Source organism: Reyranella sp. GW821-FHT14A01, assembly GCF_058803965.1.
Genome location: NZ_JBXAPM010000003.1, coordinates 376,299 through 395,866, shown reverse-complemented (window position 1 = coordinate 395,866; position 19,568 = coordinate 376,299). Strand labels below are relative to the sequence as shown.

At 66.1% G+C, this 19,568-nt stretch carries 17 protein-coding genes; 4 read left to right on the top strand and 13 right to left on the bottom strand.

Annotated features, from left to right (window positions below; translation table 11 throughout):
* The 3 genes from AC1ROX_RS08560 to AC1ROX_RS08550 all read right to left on the bottom strand — a co-directional run bounded on the left by AC1ROX_RS08560 (position 1) and on the right by AC1ROX_RS08550 (position 2,381).
* The gene (locus AC1ROX_RS08560) at positions 1-441 is read right to left on the bottom strand and encodes a response regulator (protein WP_493124367.1); all 441 of its coding nucleotides are present in this window, start codon (positions 439-441) and stop codon (positions 1-3) included.
* Between the two features lie 10 nt (positions 442-451).
* Complete coding sequence (locus AC1ROX_RS08555; RefSeq protein WP_493124365.1) at positions 452-1,870, bottom strand: sensor histidine kinase; 1,419 nt, start codon at positions 1,868-1,870, stop codon at positions 452-454.
* Between the two features lie 130 nt (positions 1,871-2,000).
* Positions 2,001-2,381: a hypothetical protein gene (locus AC1ROX_RS08550; protein WP_493124363.1), complete on the bottom strand. Its 381-nt coding sequence runs from the start codon at positions 2,379-2,381 to the stop codon at positions 2,001-2,003.
* A 112-nt stretch (positions 2,382-2,493) separates the two neighbouring features.
* Between AC1ROX_RS08550 and AC1ROX_RS08545 the strand changes: the two genes are divergently transcribed.
* Both AC1ROX_RS08545 and AC1ROX_RS08540 read left to right on the top strand, forming a co-directional pair.
* Positions 2,494-4,020, top strand: coding sequence for a M81 family metallopeptidase (locus AC1ROX_RS08545; RefSeq protein ID WP_493124361.1), 1,527 nt, complete (start codon positions 2,494-2,496; stop codon positions 4,018-4,020).
* Positions 4,021-4,122: 102 nt separating this feature from the next.
* Positions 4,123-5,235 carry an ion transporter gene (locus tag AC1ROX_RS08540; protein WP_493124359.1) on the top strand — a complete coding sequence of 371 codons (1,113 nt, stop codon included), beginning with the start codon at positions 4,123-4,125 and terminating at the stop codon, positions 5,233-5,235.
* Between the two features lie 3 nt (positions 5,236-5,238).
* On the opposite strand, the gene AC1ROX_RS08535 is transcribed toward AC1ROX_RS08540, so the two are convergent.
* The 3 genes from AC1ROX_RS08535 to hisI are packed head-to-tail and all read right to left on the bottom strand — an operon-like array spanning position 5,239 to position 7,307.
* Positions 5,239-6,411, bottom strand: a complete 1,173-nt coding sequence (locus AC1ROX_RS08535) for an MFS transporter (RefSeq protein ID WP_493124357.1) — start codon at positions 6,409-6,411, stop codon at positions 5,239-5,241.
* A 15-nt stretch (positions 6,412-6,426) separates the two neighbouring features.
* Complete coding sequence (locus AC1ROX_RS08530) at positions 6,427-6,900, bottom strand: hypothetical protein (RefSeq protein ID WP_493124355.1); 474 nt, start codon at positions 6,898-6,900, stop codon at positions 6,427-6,429.
* On the bottom strand, positions 6,897-7,307 hold the full coding sequence (gene hisI / locus AC1ROX_RS08525) for a phosphoribosyl-AMP cyclohydrolase (RefSeq protein WP_493124353.1): 411 nt from the start codon (positions 7,305-7,307) through the stop codon (positions 6,897-6,899). The genes AC1ROX_RS08530 and hisI overlap by 4 nt, the downstream gene beginning before the upstream one ends.
* A gap of 85 nt (positions 7,308-7,392) precedes the next feature.
* Here hisI and AC1ROX_RS08520 point away from each other — a divergent pair, with 85 nt between their 5' ends.
* Positions 7,393-7,881: a Fur family transcriptional regulator gene (locus AC1ROX_RS08520; RefSeq protein WP_493124351.1), complete on the top strand. Its 489-nt coding sequence runs from the start codon at positions 7,393-7,395 to the stop codon at positions 7,879-7,881.
* Between the two features lie 9 nt (positions 7,882-7,890).
* Here the strand turns inward: AC1ROX_RS08520 and AC1ROX_RS08515 are convergent, their stop codons facing one another.
* Positions 7,891-8,478, bottom strand: coding sequence for a cupin domain-containing protein (locus AC1ROX_RS08515; protein WP_493124349.1), 588 nt, complete (start codon positions 8,476-8,478; stop codon positions 7,891-7,893).
* A gap of 294 nt (positions 8,479-8,772) precedes the next feature.
* Here AC1ROX_RS08515 and AC1ROX_RS08510 point away from each other — a divergent pair, with 294 nt between their 5' ends.
* Positions 8,773-11,145 (top strand): molybdopterin-containing oxidoreductase family protein, encoded by a 2,373-nt coding sequence (locus AC1ROX_RS08510; RefSeq protein WP_493124345.1) that lies wholly within the window; start codon positions 8,773-8,775, stop codon positions 11,143-11,145.
* Here AC1ROX_RS08510 and AC1ROX_RS08505 read toward each other — a convergent pair.
* From AC1ROX_RS08505 to AC1ROX_RS08480, 6 genes are all read right to left on the bottom strand, one after another.
* Positions 11,135-14,443 carry a Calx-beta domain-containing protein gene (locus AC1ROX_RS08505; protein WP_493124343.1) on the bottom strand — a complete coding sequence of 1,103 codons (3,309 nt, stop codon included), beginning with the start codon at positions 14,441-14,443 and terminating at the stop codon, positions 11,135-11,137. The two genes, AC1ROX_RS08510 and AC1ROX_RS08505, sit on opposite strands and share 11 nt — an antisense overlap.
* Positions 14,444-14,621: 178 nt before the next feature.
* Positions 14,622-15,818: a cystathionine beta-lyase gene (gene metC / locus AC1ROX_RS08500; RefSeq protein WP_493124341.1), complete on the bottom strand. Its 1,197-nt coding sequence runs from the start codon at positions 15,816-15,818 to the stop codon at positions 14,622-14,624.
* 32 nt (positions 15,819-15,850) lie between these two features.
* A complete protein-coding gene (sseA, locus tag AC1ROX_RS08495; RefSeq protein ID WP_493124339.1) occupies positions 15,851-16,708 on the bottom strand; it encodes a 3-mercaptopyruvate sulfurtransferase in 858 nt (285 codons plus the stop codon).
* A gap of 145 nt (positions 16,709-16,853) precedes the next feature.
* Entirely contained in the window at positions 16,854-17,555 is a 702-nt protein-coding gene (locus AC1ROX_RS08490; RefSeq protein WP_493124337.1) for an alanyl-tRNA editing protein, read from the bottom strand.
* 9 nt (positions 17,556-17,564) lie between these two features.
* A complete protein-coding gene (locus AC1ROX_RS08485; RefSeq protein WP_493124335.1) occupies positions 17,565-18,479 on the bottom strand; it encodes a ribokinase in 915 nt (304 codons plus the stop codon).
* A 10-nt stretch (positions 18,480-18,489) separates the two neighbouring features.
* On the bottom strand, positions 18,490-19,491 hold the full coding sequence (locus AC1ROX_RS08480; RefSeq protein WP_493124333.1) for a cysteine synthase A: 1,002 nt from the start codon (positions 19,489-19,491) through the stop codon (positions 18,490-18,492).
* Between the last annotated feature and the right edge of the window lie 77 nt (positions 19,492-19,568).

The window sequence follows — 19,568 nt, the reverse complement described above, 5'->3', positions numbered from 1 at the left end:
TCAATCGGTTGCCGGAACCTGCATCACGGAGAGGAAGAGGCCGAGTTGCTGGATGGCGTTGGCGAAGCTTTCGTAGTTCACCGGCTTGGTGATGTAGACGTTGGCGCCGAGGTCGTAGCAGCGCTTGATCTCGCGCTGGTCGTCCGTCGTCGTGAGTACGATGACCGGGGAGCGCTTGAGGTGCGCGTTCGACTTCACCTTGGCCAGGATGTCGACACCGGTCATGTCGGGCAGGTTGAGGTCGAGCAGGATCAGCAGCGAGCGTGCCGCGCTCTCGGCTCCGCTGCCATCGGCGCCCAGCAGGTAGGCGAGGGCCGAGGTGCCGTCCTTGAAGGCGATGATCTCGTTGTTGACACCGGCGCGGCGGATGTTGCGCTCGATAAGCCTGGCATGGCCTTCATCGTCCTCGACCATGACGATGGAAACGGGCTTTGCGTTCATTCGCAGCCTCTCACTTTACCGTTGAGTTTTCATTGAGCCGCAGGCGCCGCGGCAAATCTATCCGAAAGGTCGTGCCGTGACCAAGTTCGGACTGCACCGTGATGTCGCCGCCCAGGCGCCGCACCAGCGCGCGGACATGCGCAAGGCCGATGCCTTCGCCAGGCCGGTCCTGCGTTCCGGCCCGCCGGAACAGTTCGAAGATCCGCTCCTTGTCCTGCTCGGCGATTCCACGGCCATTGTCGGTGATATCGATGTGCACCCGCCGCGACGTTTCTCCCGTAGTGATCAGAATGCGGCCGGGCCGGTCGCGCGCCAGGTATTTGACGGCATTGTCCACCACATTGCCGACGATCTGTTCCAGCGCCAGCCGATCGCTGATCAGGGTAGGGGCCGATGTCGGCAACTCGATGGTGGCGCCGACTTCTTCCGTTTGATGCCTGACGCTGGCGGCCGCGGCGATGAACAGAGTGATGAGGTTGATGGGCTCGGCTCGCAGGTCGCGCCGCCCTTCGCGGGACAGTTTGAGGATCGCATTGATCAGACCGTCCATCTTGGCGGTCGATGCACGGATGAAGCGGATGGCCTCGGGAATATCCTCGACGGCCGCCAGCCGGGCCTTGTCCGCCAAGCTGGCGTCGCCCGCCACGAAAGGGCCGACGGTCTTCATCGAGGCTTCCAGTTCGCTGGTGAAGCCCATGATGTTCACCAGCGGCGAGCGCAGGTCGTGGCTCACGATATAGGCGAAGCGCTGGATTTCGTCGTTGGCGCGGGTGAGGGCCTCGGTGCGCTCGGCGACACGCTCCTCGAGGCCGGCGTTCAATGCCTGGACCTCCGTGCGGGCGGCGACCAAGTCGCGCGTATACTGAACGACCGTCCACGCGGCTCCGGCGGCGAACAGAACGATCAACAGGCTGCCGGCCGCCGTAACCCAGGTCAGCAGTTCGGCGCCGTCATTGACCTCCTGCAGCCGCTCGGTAACGCGTGTTTCGGCCGTCGACGTGAGGGCCGCGAGCTGCAGGCGCGCCCTTTCCATGAGCAGGCGGCCACGATCGGACAGCACAACCTGCATCGCCGCATCGCGCCGGCCGTTCCTGGCCATTTCGATGGTCTCGGTCAGTTCGGCCATCTTGGCGTCGATGACCGCCGCCAGCTCGTTGAGGGCCGCCAGTTGCCTGGGATCAGACGCGAGCAACGCCCGCATCGTCGAAATATCCCTCTGCAGGTTGGGCTGCGCGCGCTCGAACGGCCCGAGGTAGCGAGCCTCGCCCGTCAGGAGGTAGCCGCGCTGGCCGGTTTCCGCGTCGATCGCGGCGGCCAGCAGGTTCGTCGCCAGAGACCGGATCTGGCGTTCGACCACCGCGGACTCGGCATGCTGCGCGGTGCGAACCGACAACCAGGCTGAGACGCCGACGATGGCCAGCAGCGCCAATACACCCGCGGTCAGAAAAGCGATGGTTCGGCGAGCGAAACTCGAACTGAACAAAGGCATGGACGGCGGCAGATAATACGGAACATTGCGGCCCGTCCAGTTCGATGCCCGATCCGACTGAGCTGCAAGATCAGCGCTCGTCGATATCGCCGTCGCTCAGCAGGCCGGCCCTCAGGGAGGCTTCGAGGGCGTTGTCGAGCTCGAAGACACGCTGGGTCGCGAAACCCGGGTAGCGATTCGCCGGTCGGGCCTTTGCCAACGCTGCGAAGGCCTCGGCATCGGCGCGCGCTTCGAAGCCACACATGACCTCGGGAAAGCCGGCCGTCCGCGAAACCGTGAGGGCGAACGAGCCGTTCGACGCCATGCCGCCGATCACGCGATGAAGCAGATCGCGCAGGCCGCGCAGGCGGCGGCTGCCGATCTCGTCGGCGCCGACATCGACGGCAACGGCCGATACGAGATGCCCGTGGGGAAACTGCTTCAGAAAGGCCGGCCACGAGAGACTGCTCATGACGGTGGCAACGCGAGTGTCTCTAAATCGCTCCGTCACAGGGGCGTGTGGAATGGCCTCGGCGGGATGATATGGTCCGCCGGCCCAAACGAGGAAATTCGGGAGAGACGGGATGGCGCGTATCGCGGTCGGTGGTTTTCAGCACGAGACGAACACGTTCGCACCCCAGCAGGCGACCTGGGAGGAATTCGTACGCGCCGATGCCTGGCCGCCGCTGCTGCGCGGGCCGGAGATGATCCCCGGTGTCGAGGGCTTCAACATCCCGATCGCCGGGGCGGTCAAGAAGCTCGCCGAGCTGGGGCACGAGATCGTGCCGCTGGCCTGGGCGGCCGCGGCACCGGCCTCCTACGTGACCGAGGATGCCTACGAGAAGATGTGGGCGCTGTTCGACCAGGATCTGCGCAAGCTCGGACCGTTCGATGCGATCTATCTCGACCTGCACGGCGCCATGGTCGCCGAGAACACCGAGGACGGCGAGGGCGAGCTGCTGCGCCGCATTCGCGGCATCGTGGGCGACGAGCTGCCGATCATGGCCAGCCTCGACTATCACGCCAACCTGACGCCCGACATGGCGAAGCTCGCCACGGCGTTGGTCGGTTATCGCACCTATCCGCACATCGATATGGCGGTCACCGGCAAGCGCGCGATCGAGCTTCTCGACAAGCTGCTGCGCGAGAAGCGCCCGGTCTATCGCGCCTACCGCCAGCTCGACTTCCTGATCCCGCTGGTCTGGCAGTGCACCTTCATCGAGCCGGCCAAGGGCATCTTCGATCTCGTCGGCGAGCTCGAGGCCGGCGAGAAGAGCCACAATCAGGGCATCGTGAGCGTCACCCACACGCCGGGCTTCCCGCCGGCCGACATTGCCCAGTGCGGCCCGGCGCTCGTCGTCTACGGCCACGACAAGGAAGCGGTGGAGGCGGCGGCCGACAAGCTCGCCGCGACGGTCAAGGCGCAGGAGAAGGCGTTCGACGGCGAGCTGCTCGATCCGGACCAGGCAGCGCTTCGCGCCATCGAACTGGCGAAGAATGCGAAGAAGCCGATCGTGCTGGCCGACGTGCAGGACAATCCCGGCGCCGGCGGCACCTCCGACACGATCGGCCTGCTGGCGGCGCTGATGCGCCACAAGGCCAGGGGCGCGGTCATCGGCATGATCGTCGACGAGGGCGCCGCAAAGGCCGCCGTCGAGGCGGGCGAGGGCAACATCATGCGCCGTGGCATCGGCGCGGTCGTGGGCTATGGCGGCGAGAAGCCGGTCGAAGCCGACTGGCGGGTCGTCAAGCTGAGCGACGGCATCTTCACCGGCACCGGCCCGTTCTACGGCGGTGCCAAGTTCCAGATCGGGCCGATGGCGCTGGTGACCGACGAGGCCTCGGGAGTCTCCGCGGTGCTGGCCTGCAAGCGCGTGCAGGCGGCCGACCAGGAGATGTTCCGCGCCGTCGGCGTCGAGCCGTCCAAGGTGCGGATCCTCGGCCTGAAGTCGACGGTGCATTTCCGCGCCGACTTCCAGCCGATCGCCGAGACGATCCTGGTCGTGCAGTCGACCGGCGCGCACATCACCGATCCGCTGGACATGCCCTACAAGCACCTGCGCAAGGGCATCCGCCTCAAGCCGATGGGGCCGGTATGGCAAGGTGCCTGATGCGGGTCGTGTGCAACTGCGGCCCTTGAGAAACCATCCGTAAGCGTCCGGTAAGTCGCCGCGATCAAAGTCCGCGGACTTTTCCAGCGGGAACCGGACGTCTTGACCCTGCGGCAGCGGATTTCTCAACTCCTCGACGGCAACAAAGGGCCTCGGGATATCGCTGTCCGCTCCGTTCGCTGCGGCCTGTTCGTGCTGATCCTGCTGAACGTCGCGACATCGGTCGTCAGCACCGTGGGCGAGATGGATCTCGCCTACGGCGAGATATTCGATGCAATCGAAAGCGTGTCGCTGTTCATCTTTGCAGCGGAATACCTGCTGCGGGTCTGGGCGGCGCCGGAGGAGTCCTTCCGTGCCGGCGAAACCGCCTGGAGATCGCGGCTGCGCTGGATGGCAAGCGCCGAAGGGCTCATCGACCTTATGGCGGTTGCGCCTTTCATCCTCAGCCAGATGACGGATGTCGACCTGCGCGTGATCGTGCTGGTCCGGCTGCTGCGCTTCTTCAAGTTCGCGCGCTATTCGCCCGGCTTCCATTCACTGGTCGAGGCCGTTCGCGCCGAGCGCCATGCGCTGATGGCCTGCATCCTGATCCTGGCATCGGTGATTCTGACCTCGGCCGGATTCCTCTACGTGCTGGAGCACAAAGCGCAGCCGGACAAGTTCGGCTCCATCCCCGATTCGATGTGGTGGGCGGTCGCGACGGTCACCACGGTCGGATACGGCGATGTCGTTCCCGTGACGATCTGGGGCCGTATCGTCGGTGCCGTCACCATGGTGGTCGGGTTGCTCATGCTGGCGCTGCCGGCCGGTATCGTCGCCACCGCCTTCGCCAGCATCATCGCGCGGCAGAACTTCGTGGTGACCGGTAGCGTGCTCGCGAGGATGCCGATCTTCGCCGGAATCGATGCCGGCGCGATCATCGATCTGCTGCCGTCGGTCGGCACGCGCACCTATGGCCCGGGTGAGTACATCGTGCGGCGAGGAGAGGCGGTCACGTCCCTGTTCCTGATCGCCGAGGGATACGTGGACCTCGAACGAGGCCGCAACCGCAAGAGACTGGGGCCGGGCGATGCCTTCGGAGGACCCAACGCCGTCGCCCGCAGGGCGGCGCGCACCGAAACGGTGGTCAAGCTTTTGGTGCTGGCGCCGCTCGAAGTGAACTGGCTGTTCCAAACCTTCCCGCAAATCTCGTCGCGGGTCTCCGAGATTCTGTGAACCTCAGTCGTCGGCGAAGGCCGGCCGCAAAGCCCAGACCATCGGCACGGTCGTGAGCGCGACGCAGGAGACGGCAACGAGCGCCGTCGTGAGGCCGACCACATCGCCCAGCAGGCCGAACAGCAAGGGACCGGTCGCGCCGGCGACGGAGCCGCCGGTGTAGAAGACCGCGAAGGCCTTGGTGCGCCGCTCCGGGCTCACGAATTCGGGGATGGTGCCATAGAGCACCGAAGACGTGCCGTTCAGCATCAATCCGACGGCCGGCAGGAGCAACAGCGCGAAGTCGAGCGGCAGCGGCAGGGCCGCGAGGATCAGGAGTGTCGTCGCGACCTCGGTCAACAGGACCGAGGGCACGACGCCGAGCTTCTGTCCGACCCAGCCCATCACCAGCTTGCCGGCGGCGCCGCCGGCGAAGAGCAGCGACAGGCCGAGGCCGATGGTCGGCAGGTCCGCACCCTTGTTGCGCAGAAGGAACGGCAGGAAGATCAGGAAGCCGGTGCGCACCAGGTCGTCGGCGATGTGGATCGAGAAGAGCAGCCAGTAGGCCCAGGGACGGTCCTGCCCGGCGACCGCCTTCGACGGCTCGGCCTTGCCGTGCGTCACGATCGGTTTCAGTGAGGCGAGGATGATGCCGGCGCCGACGACCGCGAAGGCCGACATCACGACCAGCGCCTGCTGCCAGCCGAGCGAGGCGGCGATCAGGGCGAAGAAGGCCGGCAGCAGGACTTTCCCGACGTCGCCCGAGAAATTGTAGGTGCCGAGCGCGGTGCGCGAGCGCTGGCCGTGATAGGCGGCAGCCACGAGGCTCGAGGCGATGGGATGCTGCGTGCTGCCGCCGAGACCCGCGAGGATCAGTCCGGCGATCACGCCGTAGAGCGAGCCGCTGAGCCCGGCCAGCGTGTAGCCGCCGGCGATCAGCAGCGTGCCGAGGGCCAGCACGCGGACGCCGCCGAAGCGTTCGGCCAGCAGGCCGGACGGGATCTGGCCGGTCGCCATGGCGCCGGAATAGCAGGTCTTGAGGGCACCGATGGCGCCGTAACTCAGCCCGAACTGCGACTGCAGCAACGGGTAGAGGACGTTCAGAAGGTCGGTGAAACCGTCGTGCAGGGCATGCGCGCCGCCGCAGACGGTGAGGGTGCGGCGGGCGGTGGTGGGCGGGGCGACAGCGATTGTCATCTCGCTGTCACAATACTATCGACCGGGTATCCGGGCGAACCAAAAGGCGATCTGCTGCTGGAAATCGCTTTCGGCAAATGCAGTGTCAGTGATGATCGTAGGCTTGCCGTTGCGCGCATAGCGCACGCTCTGCAATCGCTTGAAGGCCGTATCCGACGAATGCAGGATGAGCACATCGCCCTGGCGGCGCTGGAAGACGAACTCGTGGATCTTGCGGATGTTCACCAGGTTGACGACGTAGCGGCCGTCGGGCCCGTCGTCGGCGAGCTGGCGCACCGGAATGTCGCGGCCTTCGTTGGTGATGCCCATCAGCGCGAAGGCCTCGGGCGCCGTCATGTTGTCTCGGCCGGTGGTCTGGATCATCCGGACCAGCCGGTCGCCGCGCGGCGAGAGCGTATGCTTGGGCGCGGGCGCGGTGGCGCAGGCGGCCAGCGGCAGGAGAGACGCCGAGAGCAGGAAGCCGCGACGCGTCGATGCGAACGTGCTCAAACCTTTTCCTTCTCCATGTCGATCTCGATGGGAGCGATCTCCGCCAGCGCGCCGTCGCGGATGGCGCGGAAGAAGCAATTGTGCCGCCCGGTGTGGCAGGCGACGCCGGTCTGGTCGACCAGCGCCAGCAAGGTGTCGCCGTCGCAATCGATGCGCAGGTCGACCAGGGTCTGGATGTGGCCCGAAGTGTCGCCCTTGCGCCACGGCGCCTTGCGCGAGCGCGACCAGTAGCATGCACGGCCCGTGCGCATCGTCTCGGCGACGGCATCGCGATCCATCCACGCCATCATCAGGATTTCGCCGGTGTCGTGCTGCTGGGCGATCGCGGGCACGAGGCCCTGCGCATCGAACTTGATGACGGCGAGAGCGGCGTCGATTTCGGGCTGTTTGTAGGTCGTTGGGGACATCAATGTGCTCATGGGGCGAGCCTTGGCCTCCGGAAGGAACGGCGCGTATAATCGCCGCCTACTCGGTTGGCAAATCGGAAGTCCCGTGAAGAAACCGGCCAAAGCGGCGCCCGCCGGGCATGCCCACGATCATGAGCACTGTGTCGAGGACGCGATCGCCGCGGCCGAGAAACTGTGCGCGGCCAAGGACCTGCGCTTCACGCCGCTGCGCCGGCGGGTGCTGGAACTGGTCTGGTCGAGCCACAAGCCGGTCGGTGCCTATGCGCTGCTCGACAGCCTGCGCAACGAGGATCTCGGCTCGGCGCCGCCCACGGTCTATCGCGCGCTCGACTTCCTGATCGAGAACGGCCTGATCCACCGCATCGAGCGCATGAACGCCTTCGTCGGCTGCAGCCACCCGGGCGAGGCCCATCGCGGCTTCTTCCTGATCTGCGGCGAGTGCGGCAATGCCGAGGAGATCGAGGGCGAGGGCCTGTCCGACGCGATCACCGCCAGCGCCACCCGCCGCGGCTTCACCGCGCGCGACATGACGCTCGAAGTGACCGGCATCTGCGGCGACTGCCAGCAGGCCTAGGCACAAGCCTCAGGCGCGCTTGCCGCCGATCGAGACGAAGGCCATGAGGCAAGGCTCGGTCAGCGGATTGCGCCAGCGATGCCTTGTGCCGTTCTGCACGATGCAGTCGCCCTGGCGCAGATGCACCTTCTGGCCGTCATCCAGTTCCAGTGTCATCTCGCCGCGAACCACGATGCCGTAGTCGATCGTATCCGACGTGTGCATGCCCGGAGCGCCGCGTTCCATGACGTCGCCCATGCCTGGGACCTTGTCGTTCAATTCCTTCAGTGCGCTCTCGAGGGTGACACCGGGTGGTGGCTTGTAGCCCTCGGGGCGCCGGCCCGGATAGGAGATCAGCCGGAACATCGTGCCGCCCGGCCCGGGGAAGGCGATCGTCCCCTTGAGCATCGGGTCCGGTTCCTGACCGGTGAGCTGCGGCACGCCCTCGGTGATGTACATCTCGTGGAACGTCAGGCCCGGATTGGAATCGATCTCCACGATCTTGGGCGTCACGTCGAAGGACTTGAACACCGACTTGCCGGCGGCATCGCGGCCGGTCAGCGCGCGCTTCGGCGGCGGCAAGTCGGTTGGCGTTTGCGCGACGGCGGGTTGTGACATTGCAACCAGAGCACCACCGCCGGCCATCGCGGAAAAGGCTGCGAGCAGATGACGCCGGTCGGATGAGAGTTGCGGTTCGTCCGATGACTTATTCTTGGTTCGCGGCCACCAAGGCCATGAGAATCTGCCCATCTGCATCCTCCACTGTTCGACTTCTTGTTGCCGCAACAGTGCGGCGGATGACCGGGCCGCGTGAAGATCGACCTTGGTCGGAGCAGGCAGGCAAACGGCCCTGATCGAGGTTGCAGCGGCGAGGCGAAAGGGGCCATCGTGAGGTCGGGTAGGAGATTGCAGATGGTTGGAGCGCAGAAGATTGCGGCCTTTTGCACGCAATGCCGGTCGCGCTGCGGCTGTGTCGCTGTCGTGGAAGACGGGCGGTTGCTGGGGATCGAACCGTTGCCGGAGCATCCGACAGGGCAGGCGCTTTGTCCCAAAGGAAGGGCTGCGCCGGAACTCGTCTATCATCCCGAACGGGTGACGCGCCCGCTTCGCCGCACGCAACCGAAGGGCGCCGCCGATCCCGGCTGGACGCCGATAAGCTGGGACGAGGCGCTGGCCGAAATCTCCGCCCGCCTGTCCGAAATCCGGAAGACACACGGCGCGGAGCAGGTGGCCTTCTCCGTCACCACGCCGAGCGGTTCGCACATGTCGGATTCGATATCGTGGGTCGAGCGCTTCATCCGGGCCTACGGCAGCCCGAACACGATTTACGGCACCGAAATCTGCAACTGGCACAAGGATTACGTCTCGCGCTTCACCTACGGCCACGATATCGGGACGCCGGATTTCGCCAACACCGGCTGTGTCGTGCTGTGGGGCAACAATCCCGCGGCCACCTGGCTGGCGCGCCAGGTGGAGATACTGAAGGGCCTGAAGCGCGGCGCGCGCCTGGTCGTGATCGATCCGCGTCCGACGGCGATGGCGAAGCGCGCGACCCAGTGGCTGCGGGTGTGCCCCGGTACGGACCAGGCGGTGGCGCTCGGGTTGGCGAACCTGCTCGTCTCGAGCGGACGTTTCGATCGCGCTTTTGCCGGGACCTGGACGAACGCGAGCCTACTGGTGCGCTCCGATACGGGCCATTTTCTGCGAGAGAGCGACCTTCGGACCGATGGCCGGACCGACATCCTGTTTTCCCACGCGGGCGATGGCGGCGGCCTTGTGGCCTTCAATTCGAAATCTGGAAGTTGGGCAGAGGCGGGCGCCGCGCCCGCGCTGCGCTGGCACGGCACCGTCGAAACGCTGGCCGGACCCGTCCTGTGTCACACTGCGCTGGAGTTGTTCGCGCGGGCTGCCGCAGAATTTCCGCCGGAGCGCGTTGCCGACGTGAGCGGGATCGAGCCTGCCGACCTCGCAAAGGCTGCCGACATCATCGCCGGCGCCGCGTCGGTTGCCTACTACGCCTGGAACGGTGTCGGGCAGAGCGTCACGGCCACGCAGACCGATCGCGCGATCTCGATCCTCTACGCGCTCACCGGCAGCTATGGCCGCAAGGGCGGCAACGTGCCCGGCGGAGCCGCGCCCTTCGTCGATATTTCCGGCCAGGATCTCTTGTCCGCGACACAGCGCGGCAAGGCGCTCGGCCTTGCCGAGCGGCCGCTGGGTCCCGGCCTTCAAGGCTGGGTGACGGCGCGCGACGTTTACAAGGCGGTGCTGAAGAAGGCGCCCTATCCGGTGCGCATGTTGATGTCGTTCGGCACCAACCTCCTTGTCTCGCAACCGGATACGGAGATCGCCCGCAAGGCGCTGTCGGCGCTGGAATTCCACGTCCATGCGGATTTCTTCATCAATGCGACGGCCCGATACGCGGACATCATCCTGCCCGTCGCGACTTCGTGGGAGCGGGAAGGGCTGCGCACCGGTTTCGACGGCAGCCTCGAGGGGCTGCGGCACGTCCAGCTACGCCCCCCGGTCGTCGCTCCCGTCGGCGAGTCGCGCTCCGACACCGACATCGTGATGGGGCTTGCTGCGGGGCTCGGATTCGCTGACCGGATGTTCGATCTCGATGCCGACCGCGGCCACGATGCCGTCCTGGCCAGGACGGGACTGACCGTCGAGATGCTGCGCGGTTCGCCGGCGGGCATCGTGGTCGATGGTGTAGCGCAGGTCTATGCCCAGTCGATCTCGCAGGACGGCCGTCCGCGCGGCTACCCGACCCCGACCGGAAAGATCGAGATCTATTCGGAGCGGCTGCTGCTCTCCGGCTACCGGCCACTACCAGAGCTCGATGTCAACGATCTCCTGTCGGCCGACGCGGGTTATCCGTTGCGCCTCGGCAGTGCCAAGAGCGTCGCCTATTGCCACAGCCAGCATCGCAACATCGGCTCGTTGCGCCGGCTGATGCCCGACCCGGTCGTGGAGATCTCGCCGGCCGATGCAGCCGCCCGTTCGATCGTTCAGGGCGACTGGGTTCGCATCAGGACGCGCAGCGGCGATGTGGTCGCCCGTGCCGCCATCGTGCCGGGCCTCGCATCAGGCGCCGTGTTCGGCCAGCACGGCTGGTGGGTCGATGGCGGCGAAGGCACGCCCTACGATCGCCGTCATCCCTTGGCTGCGAACCTGAACGGCGCGATCGGCACCGATCGCGCCGATCCCGTCAGCGGCTCGATCCCGCTGCGGAGTTCGTGGTGCGAGATCGAAAAGATGGCGAGCGAGCCGGTCAGACGATGAGGAAGTCCTGGAAAGTGAGGGCCAGGCCCGCCGAAAGATGGGCGAACTGGATACTGCCGCCTGCGGCATTGCCGTTGCTGTCGTAGAACAGGTCGCCGGTCGCATTGTTATAGATGATCCGGTCATCGGCTGCCTGTGCGCCCGTGCCTATATGGAAAGCGCTCGCCGCCAGTGTTCCTGCCGTCAATGCGGTGAAGATCGCATTGTCGAGCCGGATCGTGTCGTCCGCGACATTGAAGTCGGTGATCGTGTCGACGTTCTTCAACGCGTTGGGTGCGGTGTCGAACACGAAACAATCGTTGCCAGTGCCGCCGGTGAGCACATCGTTGCCGGCCTTGCCGTTCAGGACATCGTTGCCCGCGCCGCCGATCAGCCCGTTGTTGCCGGTATTGCCGGTCAGCTGATTTTTGAGCGCATTACCGGTGCCGTTGATGTTGGCCTTGCCGGTGAGGGTCAGGTTCTCGGCGAAATTGTCCGCCAGGCTGAAGCTGACCGAGCTCAGGACCTTGTCCGTTCCCTCGCCATTCGCCTCGACCACCACGTCACCCGCATTGTCGACCTGGTAGGTGTCGTTCCCGGCGCCCCCCGCCATCCGGTCGGCCCCTGCGCGGCCGTCCAGCACGTTGTTGCCGGCATTGCCGAACAGCTGATTGTCGAGCGCGTTACCCGTGCCGTCGATGTTGGCACTGTCCGTCAGGACAAGTCTCGTGAACGCAGGGGGCAGCGTGAAGCTTACGCTGGACCGGACCGTACCGCCGCCGTCGTCGTCGCGGATGGTACCGAGGGCCGACGCCGTCTCGAGGATGGCTCCGTCGCTGGCATGGGACAAAGTGACGAGAAAACTCTCGTCTCTCTCCGCCAGAATCTCACCGAGCACCCAGACCGTGACGGTCTTGGAGGTCTCGCCGGCAGCGAAGCTCACGGTGCCGGACGGCATCTCGCCGCCGAAGAGCGAGAAGGGCGGAAAGTCGGTATCGCCGTCGGAAGGAATCTGGGGAAAGAAGGCGCCGATCTCGGAGGCGCTCTGGGAAATCAGAGCGGCGGAGCTCAGAAGTTCTTCGAATGGAATGAAATCGGAGTCGAAGACCGCAGCCCCGGTTGCTGCCCAATCGACGCTGGTGGTGCCGCTCAGGTCCCCGGCGCGGGTGACGGTGAAGGTGAAAGCCGTGGCGCCCACATCGCCTTCGGGCTTGTCGGCACTGGCGGCGGCAATCGACAGCGACACATCGTCGTTGCGGATGACGCCATTCGCCGAGGGGGTGCCGAGGGTGGTGCCGGCGCTGGGATGCGACAGCTTCACCGAGAAGGCCTCGTTCGACTCGATGGCGGTGTCGCCGGCGACACCGATGCTGATGATCTTCGAACTCTCGCCGGCGGCAAAGTTCACCGTGCCGGTCGGCAACACGCCCCCCGTGAAGTCGGCGCCATTGACCGCCGAACCCGCGACGATCCACTGGGCGCTGGCGGCACCGCTCAGATCGCCGGTGCGGGTCACGGTGAAGGTGAACGCCGAGCTGCCCGACTGGCCTTCCGCCTTGCTGGCGCTGGTGGCGGCGATCGACAGCGACGCATCGTCGTTGCGAATGATGCCATTTGCCGAGGCGGTGCCGAGGGTGGTGCCGGCGCTGGGATGCGACAGCGTCACCGAGAAGGCCTCGTTCGACTCGACCACGGTGTCGCCGGCGACACCGATGCTGATGACCTTCGAACTCTCGCCGGCGGCGAAGCTCACCGTGCCGGTCGGCGACACGCCACCCGTGAAGTCGGCGCCATCGACCGCCGAGCCCGTGACGGTCCACTGGGCGCTGGCGGCGCCGCTCAGATCGCCGGTGCGGGTGACGGTGAAGGTGAACGCCGAGCTGCCCGACTGGCTTTCCGCCTTGTCGGCGCTGGTGGCGGCGATCGACAGGGACGAATCGTCGTTGCGGATGGTGCCTTTTGCCGAGACGGTGCCGAGGGTGGTGCCGGCGCTGGGATGCAACAGCTTCACCGTGAAGGCTTCGTTCGACTCGACGGCGGTGTCGCCGGCGACACCAATGCTGATGATCTTCGAACTCTCGCCGGCGGCAAAGCTCACCGTGCCGGTTGGCAACACGCCCCCCGTGAAGTCGGCGCCATTGACCGCCGCGCCCGCGACGATCCACTGGGCGCTGGCGCCGCCGCTCAGATCGCCGGTGCGGGTGACGGTGAAGGTGAACGCCGAACTGCCCGACTGCCCCTCCGCCTTGTTGGCGCTGGTGGCGGCGATCGACAGCACCGCCGGCGCGAAATCGTCGTTGTCGATGGTGCCGGTCGCGCTGCCGTCGAGGATCGATGCGCCCTCCGACGGATCGGACAGGGTGACGGTGAAGGTCTCGTTGCCCTCGACGATCGTATCGCCGGCGACGGCGACGAGGATGTTTTGCTGCATCACCCCGGGCGCGAAGGTGAGGACGCCGCTTCGGGCGACATAGTCCTGCCCGGCGAGCGCGGTGCCGTTCGCAGTCGTGTAATGGACGGTGACGGTCGAGGAGGAAGCCTCGGTCAGGAAGACCGGAATGCTGAGGTACTGGGGCTCGCCGCCATTGCCCTCGGCGACCGACGCATCGCCGACGGTGATGCCGACCGTCGGCACGCCGTTGCGCACTGAGAATACGAAGGTGCCCGGCGCGCCGACGTTGCTGGCGCTCTCCAGCGCGAGCAGATTCGCCTGGTTGCCGGATTGCGGGAGCTCGTAGTAATCGACGCCGTTTCCGGCGCTGTAGCCGGCCCTGGCCGGTGTACCGCCCAGACCGTTGCTGCCGCCGGACGAGTCGCCGGTCGTCCAGTCGACGTTCTCGTAGCGGAAGGTGATATCGAAGTCGCCCTGCGCGTTGATCTGGTGGATGCTGATCTGGAAAGCGTTCAGCTTGTTGGTCTTGCCGCTGTAGTAACCGACATCGTCCCACGTGGCGGTGAAGGTGTGGGTGACGGGATCGAGATCGTACCAGAGCAGGTTGGTGCCGGTCGACGTGCCGCCAGGCGTCGGTGCAACCGCGCCGCCGCGCGTGTCGATGTCGGCCCAGAAGGCGGCGATGATGGGATTGCTGGTCGATCCCGTGATCGCACTCGGCGTGAAGCTGCTGGAGGCCGCGTTGAAGGTCACGCTGCCATTGTTGTTGAGGTACAGGCCCGTGTAGTAGTGGCCGAAGAAGTTGACGCCTTGCGCGCCGAAGATCGACGTAAGGTCGATAAACCCCGTCGAGCCATCATCGTTTCTAGGGAGCGAGAACTCGCCGAATCCGGCGGTACCGCCCAGATTACCAACCAGAGACGTCATGACGGCCTCCCGAACGGCCTGCCAAAACCTATCTTTGAGGTCTGGGCGACTTCGCTGTCGTCAGATTTTCCCCACCCATCGAATACCCTAATGGGCGGGGCGTCAGATAGCAACGAGGCCGATTGAGTGCTTTCGCGCTACAACCTTTGGTATTGGAAATATACCGCCCAACTCAAGGTCAGGCGTTGTGCGCCCGGTTGAGGCGTTCGAAGCCTTCGGCCAGGTCCGTCTTCAGGTCTTCGACGTCTTCGAGGCCGATATGGACGCGCAGGAGCTGCTTGCCCTCCGGCCACGGCACGGCCGTGCGGTACTGGTCGGGATGGGCCGGGATCATCAGGCTCTCGTAGCCGCCCCAGCTCGCGCCCATGCCGAAGATGTCCATGCCGTCGAGCATGGCGGCCACCGCGGGACGCTTGATGCCGTCGCGCAGCGTGAACGAGAACAGGCCGGACGCGCCCTGGAACTGCTTCTTCCAGTTCTCATGACCCGGGCAGTCGGGCAGGGCGGGGTGCAGCACCTTGTCGACCTCGGGCCGGGTCTTCAGCCAGTTCGCGATCTCGAGGCCGCTCTTCTCGTGATGGCGCAGGCGCACGCCCATGGTGCGCAGGCCGCGCAGCGCGAGATAGCAATCGTCCGGCGCGGCGTGGAAGCCGAAGGACTGGCAGGCGGTCTTCGCGGTCTCGAACATCGCGCGGGTGGCGCAGGAGATGATGCCCATCATCGCGTCGGAATGGCCGACAATGTACTTGGTGCCGGCATGCACGGAGATGTCGCAACCGTGGTCGAAGGGCTTGAAGTAGAGCGGCGTCGCCCAGGTATTGTCGATGATCACGGTCGCGCCGCCCTTCTTGGCGACGGCGGCCATGCCGTCCACGTCCTGCACCTCGAAGGTCTGCGAGCCCGGCGCCTCGAGATAGACGACCTTGGTGTTGGGCCGCATCAGCTTGGCGAGGCCTTCGCCGCCGATCATCGGATCGAAGTAGGTGGTCTCGACGCCGAAGCCCTTCAGCGTGGTGTTGGCGAAGCGGCGGGCCGGACCGTAGGCATTGTCGGTCAGCAGCATGTGGTCGCCGGTCTTCAGGAAGCCCACGATGGCGCCGGTGACGGCGGCCAGTCCCGACTGCACGGCGATGGAGCGGTGCGCGCCTTCGATGGCGGCGACGGCGTCTTCCAGAGCCTTCTGAGTCGGCGTGCCGTTGCGGCCGTAGCCGAATCCCTCGAACGGGATCCGGTTCTCGAACTTGTCCATGGTCGGCGAGAGGATCGTCGACGCGTGATAGACGGGCGGATTGACGATGCCGAAGTTGTTGTCGGGATCGCGGCCGGCGACGGCCAGAACGGTATCGGGGCGGGTATAGGTTTTCTTGGAGGTCATGACTCTACTGTGGCTCGGATGTTGGGTGGAGATCAGGGGCCGGTGACGATGGGTGTGTCGGCGCGGCCGCCCCATTCGGTCCACGAGCCGTCATAGACCGCAGCCTCGGGCGCACCGGTGAGATAGAGGCCGAGCGCCACGACACAGGCAGTGACTCCGGAGCCGCAGCTCGCAGTGACCTTTTTCGACGGGTCGATGCCGGAAGCGACGATGCGGGCGGCGAGCTTGTCGGCCGGCAGCACCGTGCCGGTCGCCGGATCGAGCAGCTCGTTGTAGGGCAGGTTGAACGCACCCGGCATGTGGCCGACGCGCAGGCCGGGGCGCGCCTCGGGCACTTCGCCGCGGAACCGGTTTGCCGCGCGGGCATCGACGATCTGCTCGCGCTTGCTGTCGATCAGGCCGTAGACGTCGTCGATGGAACGGACCAGGGAGTTGTCGAGACGCGACGTGAAGTGACGCTCGCGCGGCGGCGTCGGATCGTCGGTGACGGGCCGGCCCTCGCTCATCCACTTCGGCAGGCCGCCGTTCAGGATGGCGACGTCCTTGTAACCCATGGCGCGGAACATCCACCAGACGCGGCAGGCGCCGGTCATCGGCGTGGTGTCGTAGATGATGATCTTGTTGCCGTCGCCCAGCCCCAGCTTGCGGACGCGCGAGGAGAACTTGTCCGGCGGCGGCAGCATGTGCGGCAGCGGGCTGGTCGTGTCGGCTATCTCGTCGATGTCGAAGAACACCGCGCCCGGAATGTGCTGCTGCGCGAACTCGGCCTTGGGATCGCGCTTCTGCGCCGGCAGGTAGAAGGAGCCGTCGACGACGCGCACATCCGGCGCGTCGAGGCGGGCGGCGAGCCAGTCGGTGCTGACGAGGGCGTCGGGCCTTGCGTATTCCATCGGGTCTTCCTCTTCGTCTCGTGTCGGCGTCGGCTCAAGGATCCTTCGCTTCGCTCAGGATGACACCGGTTTTTCAATTAGCGCACTGCGCAAATTCCACCATCGGTGTCATCCCGAGCACAGCGAGGGATCCTTCTCTTTCGATTCAGGCCAGCGCGATGATGAAGCGCCGGTTCATCTTTCCCTTGTTCTCGATCTTGATGCACTCGATGCGGCCGATCTCGCCGGTCTGCGCGACGTGGGTGCCGCCGCAGGCCTGCAGGTCGACGCCTTCGATCGACAGGAGGCGGACGCGGCCCGCACCCATCGGCGGTCGCACGCTCATCGTCTTCACGAGTTCGGGGCGCGAGGTCAGCTCCTCGTCGGTGATCCATTGCGGCGTCACCGGCCGGTCGAGCGCGATCAGTCTGTTGACCTCTTCGGTCACCCATTCCTTCGCGGGAACCTCGCCCTCGAGATTGAAATCGAGGCGGCTCTTGTCGGCGCCGACCTGACCGCCCGTGACATTGCCCTTGATGACGGCCGACATCACATGCAGCGCAGTGTGCATGCGCATGTGCAGATGGCGGCGCTCCCAGTCGAGCGACGTGTGGACCTTCGTGCCGACCGCGGGCCGTGGCGCATCGGGCGCCAGCACGTGGAGCACGTCGCTGCCCTCGGCCTTCACCGTGTCGACGATCCTGGCCTCGCCACCGTCCCAGTGCAGGGTGCCGGTATCTCCGGGCTGCCCGCCGCCAGTAGGATAGAAGATCGAGCGATCGAGCCGCACGCCACGCTCCTCGGCTGCCGTCACGATGGCGTCGGCTTCGCGAATGTAGGCGTCCTGCCTGAAGAGTTCTTCGACCATGACGGGGATTTAGGCTTTCGCCAGCCGTGCCGCAACTTCCGGACCGGTCGGCATCGCAGGCGCTGCGCCCAGTTTCTCGACCGAGCAGGAGGCCGCCGCACTGGCGAAGCGCGCGGCCTCCGTCGGTGTCCGGCCCGCCGCGAGTTGCGAGGCGAGGGCGCCCACGAAGCAATCCCCGGCACCGGTCGTGTCGACGACCTTCGTCGGGACGGCCGCGATGGCATCGACACCCGTCGCGCTGACGACGATGGCGCCACGCCCACCCAGGGTGGCGATCACGGCGCGGGCGCCGCGCTCGCGCAGGATGTTGCAGGCGGCGACGACGCTGTCCTGTGAGCTGGAAGCGTCGAGCGGCGCGCCGGTCGCCTGCGACAACTCGATCTCGTTCAGCACTGCGACATCGACCGACTTCATCAGCTCCGCCGGATGCTCGGTGAACGGCGCCAGGTTGAGGACGGTGCGTGCCCCGGCCTCGTGGGCGCGGGCGAGGATTTCCTGTGTCGCGGCGAGCGGCGTCTCGAACTGGGCGACCCACACTTCATCGTGTTGCGGCTCGTCGCCCAGCATGGAGGCGTCGAAGTGCATGTTGGCGCCAGAGGCGACAGTGATGAAGTTGTCGCCTTCCGTGACCTGGATCAGCGCCACGCCGGTCGCCGGCCCGTCGACTTCCGTCACGCTCGTACTGTCGACATCGTTGTCGGCCAGGAAACCCCGCAGGCTGTTGGCGAAGGCATCGTTGCCGACCGCGCCGACCATCGCGGTGGGCACGCCGAGGCGGGCGCAGGCGATCGCCTGGTTGAGGCCCTTGCCGCCCGGCAGGAACGAGACTTCCGCACCCAGGATCGTCTCACCGGGCGCGGGCCGCCGCGCGCTTTGCACGACGACATCCATGTTGATGCTGCCGCAGACGACGACGCGACTCATCTGCGCGGGCTCACTTCATCCAGCGCGGCAGCGGCAGGTTCTTCTCGCGCAGGAACGCCGGATTGAAGAGCTTGGATTGGTAGCGGCTGCCGCCGTCGCAGAGGATGGTGACGACGGTCTTGCCCGGTCCCAGTTCGCGGGCCAGTCGCATCGCACCGACGATGTTGATGGCGGTCGAGCCGCCCAGCACAAGACCCTCATGCTCGATCAGGTCGAACAGGACGGGCAGGGCCTCCTCGTCGGTGATCTGGTAGGCCATGTCGATCGGCACGCCTTCAAGATTGGCCGTGACGCGGCCTTGACCGATGCCTTCGGTGACCGAATTGCCCTCGGCCTTGAGCTCGCCCTTGGCGTACCAGTTGAAGAGGACCGAGCCCATCGGATCGCTGAGCGCGATCCTGATGTTCGGATTGCGCTCCTTCAGCGCGAGTGCAACGCCGCCCAGGGTGCCGCCGCTACCGACCGAGCAGGTGAAGCCATCGACCTTGCCGTCGGTCTGGTCCCAGATTTCCGATCCGGTGGTGCGGTAATGGCCGTCGCGGTTGGCGGTATTGTCGAACTGGTTGGCCCAGATCGCGCCGTTCGGTTCCTTGGCCGCCAGCTCATCGGCGAGGGCGCCGGAGAAGCGGACGTAGTTGTTCGGATTGGAGTAGGGCGCGGCCGGGACGAGGCGCAGGTCGGCGCCGCACAGGCGCAACATGTCCTTCTTTTCCTGGCTCTGCGTCTCGGGCATCACGATGACCGAGCGGTAACCGCGCGCATTGGCGACCAGCGCGATGCCGATGCCGGTGTTGCCGGCCGTGCCCTCGACAATGACGCCCCCGGGCCTGAGTTTTCCGCTTTTCTCGGCGTCCTGGATGATGGCGAGTGCCGCACGATCCTTCACCGAGCCGCCCGGGTTGAGGAACTCCGCCTTGCCGTAGATGCTGCACCCCGTCGCCTCGGAGGCGGCGCGCAGCTTGATCAACGGCGTATTGCCGATGCTATCGATGAAACCCGACCGGACGTTCATGACGGACTCGCTCTCTTGACCCTGCGTTCGCTCCCGGCGAGACGGTAGACAGGGAGCGGGGGGCCCCGCAACCGGGC

Bases quoted from the DNA above. Each gene is read 5' to 3' on its own strand.
- AC1ROX_RS08545 (WP_493124361.1), top strand. From the start codon at position 2,494: ATGGCGCGTATCGCGGTCGGTGGTTTTCAGCACGAGACGAACACGTTC.
- AC1ROX_RS08515 (WP_493124349.1), bottom strand. From the start codon at position 8,478: ATGTCACAACCCGCCGTCGCGCAAACGCCAACCGACTTGCCGCCGCCG.
- AC1ROX_RS08505 (WP_493124343.1), bottom strand. From the start codon at position 14,443: ATGACGTCTCTGGTTGGTAATCTGGGCGGTACCGCCGGATTCGGCGAG.
- AC1ROX_RS08560 (WP_493124367.1), bottom strand. From the start codon at position 441: ATGAACGCAAAGCCCGTTTCCATCGTCATGGTCGAGGACGATGAAGGC.
- AC1ROX_RS08490 (WP_493124337.1), bottom strand. From the start codon at position 17,555: ATGGTCGAAGAACTCTTCAGGCAGGACGCCTACATTCGCGAAGCCGAC.
- AC1ROX_RS08550 (WP_493124363.1), bottom strand. From the start codon at position 2,381: ATGAGCAGTCTCTCGTGGCCGGCCTTTCTGAAGCAGTTTCCCCACGGG.
- AC1ROX_RS08480 (WP_493124333.1), bottom strand. From the start codon at position 19,491: ATGAACGTCCGGTCGGGTTTCATCGATAGCATCGGCAATACGCCGTTG.
- AC1ROX_RS08510 (WP_493124345.1), top strand. From the start codon at position 8,773: ATGGTTGGAGCGCAGAAGATTGCGGCCTTTTGCACGCAATGCCGGTCG.
- hisI (WP_493124353.1), bottom strand. From the start codon at position 7,307: ATGTCCCCAACGACCTACAAACAGCCCGAAATCGACGCCGCTCTCGCC.
- AC1ROX_RS08535 (WP_493124357.1), bottom strand. From the start codon at position 6,411: ATGACAATCGCTGTCGCCCCGCCCACCACCGCCCGCCGCACCCTCACC.
- metC (WP_493124341.1), bottom strand. From the start codon at position 15,818: ATGACCTCCAAGAAAACCTATACCCGCCCCGATACCGTTCTGGCCGTC.
- AC1ROX_RS08485 (WP_493124335.1), bottom strand. From the start codon at position 18,479: ATGAGTCGCGTCGTCGTCTGCGGCAGCATCAACATGGATGTCGTCGTG.
- sseA (WP_493124339.1), bottom strand. From the start codon at position 16,708: ATGGAATACGCAAGGCCCGACGCCCTCGTCAGCACCGACTGGCTCGCC.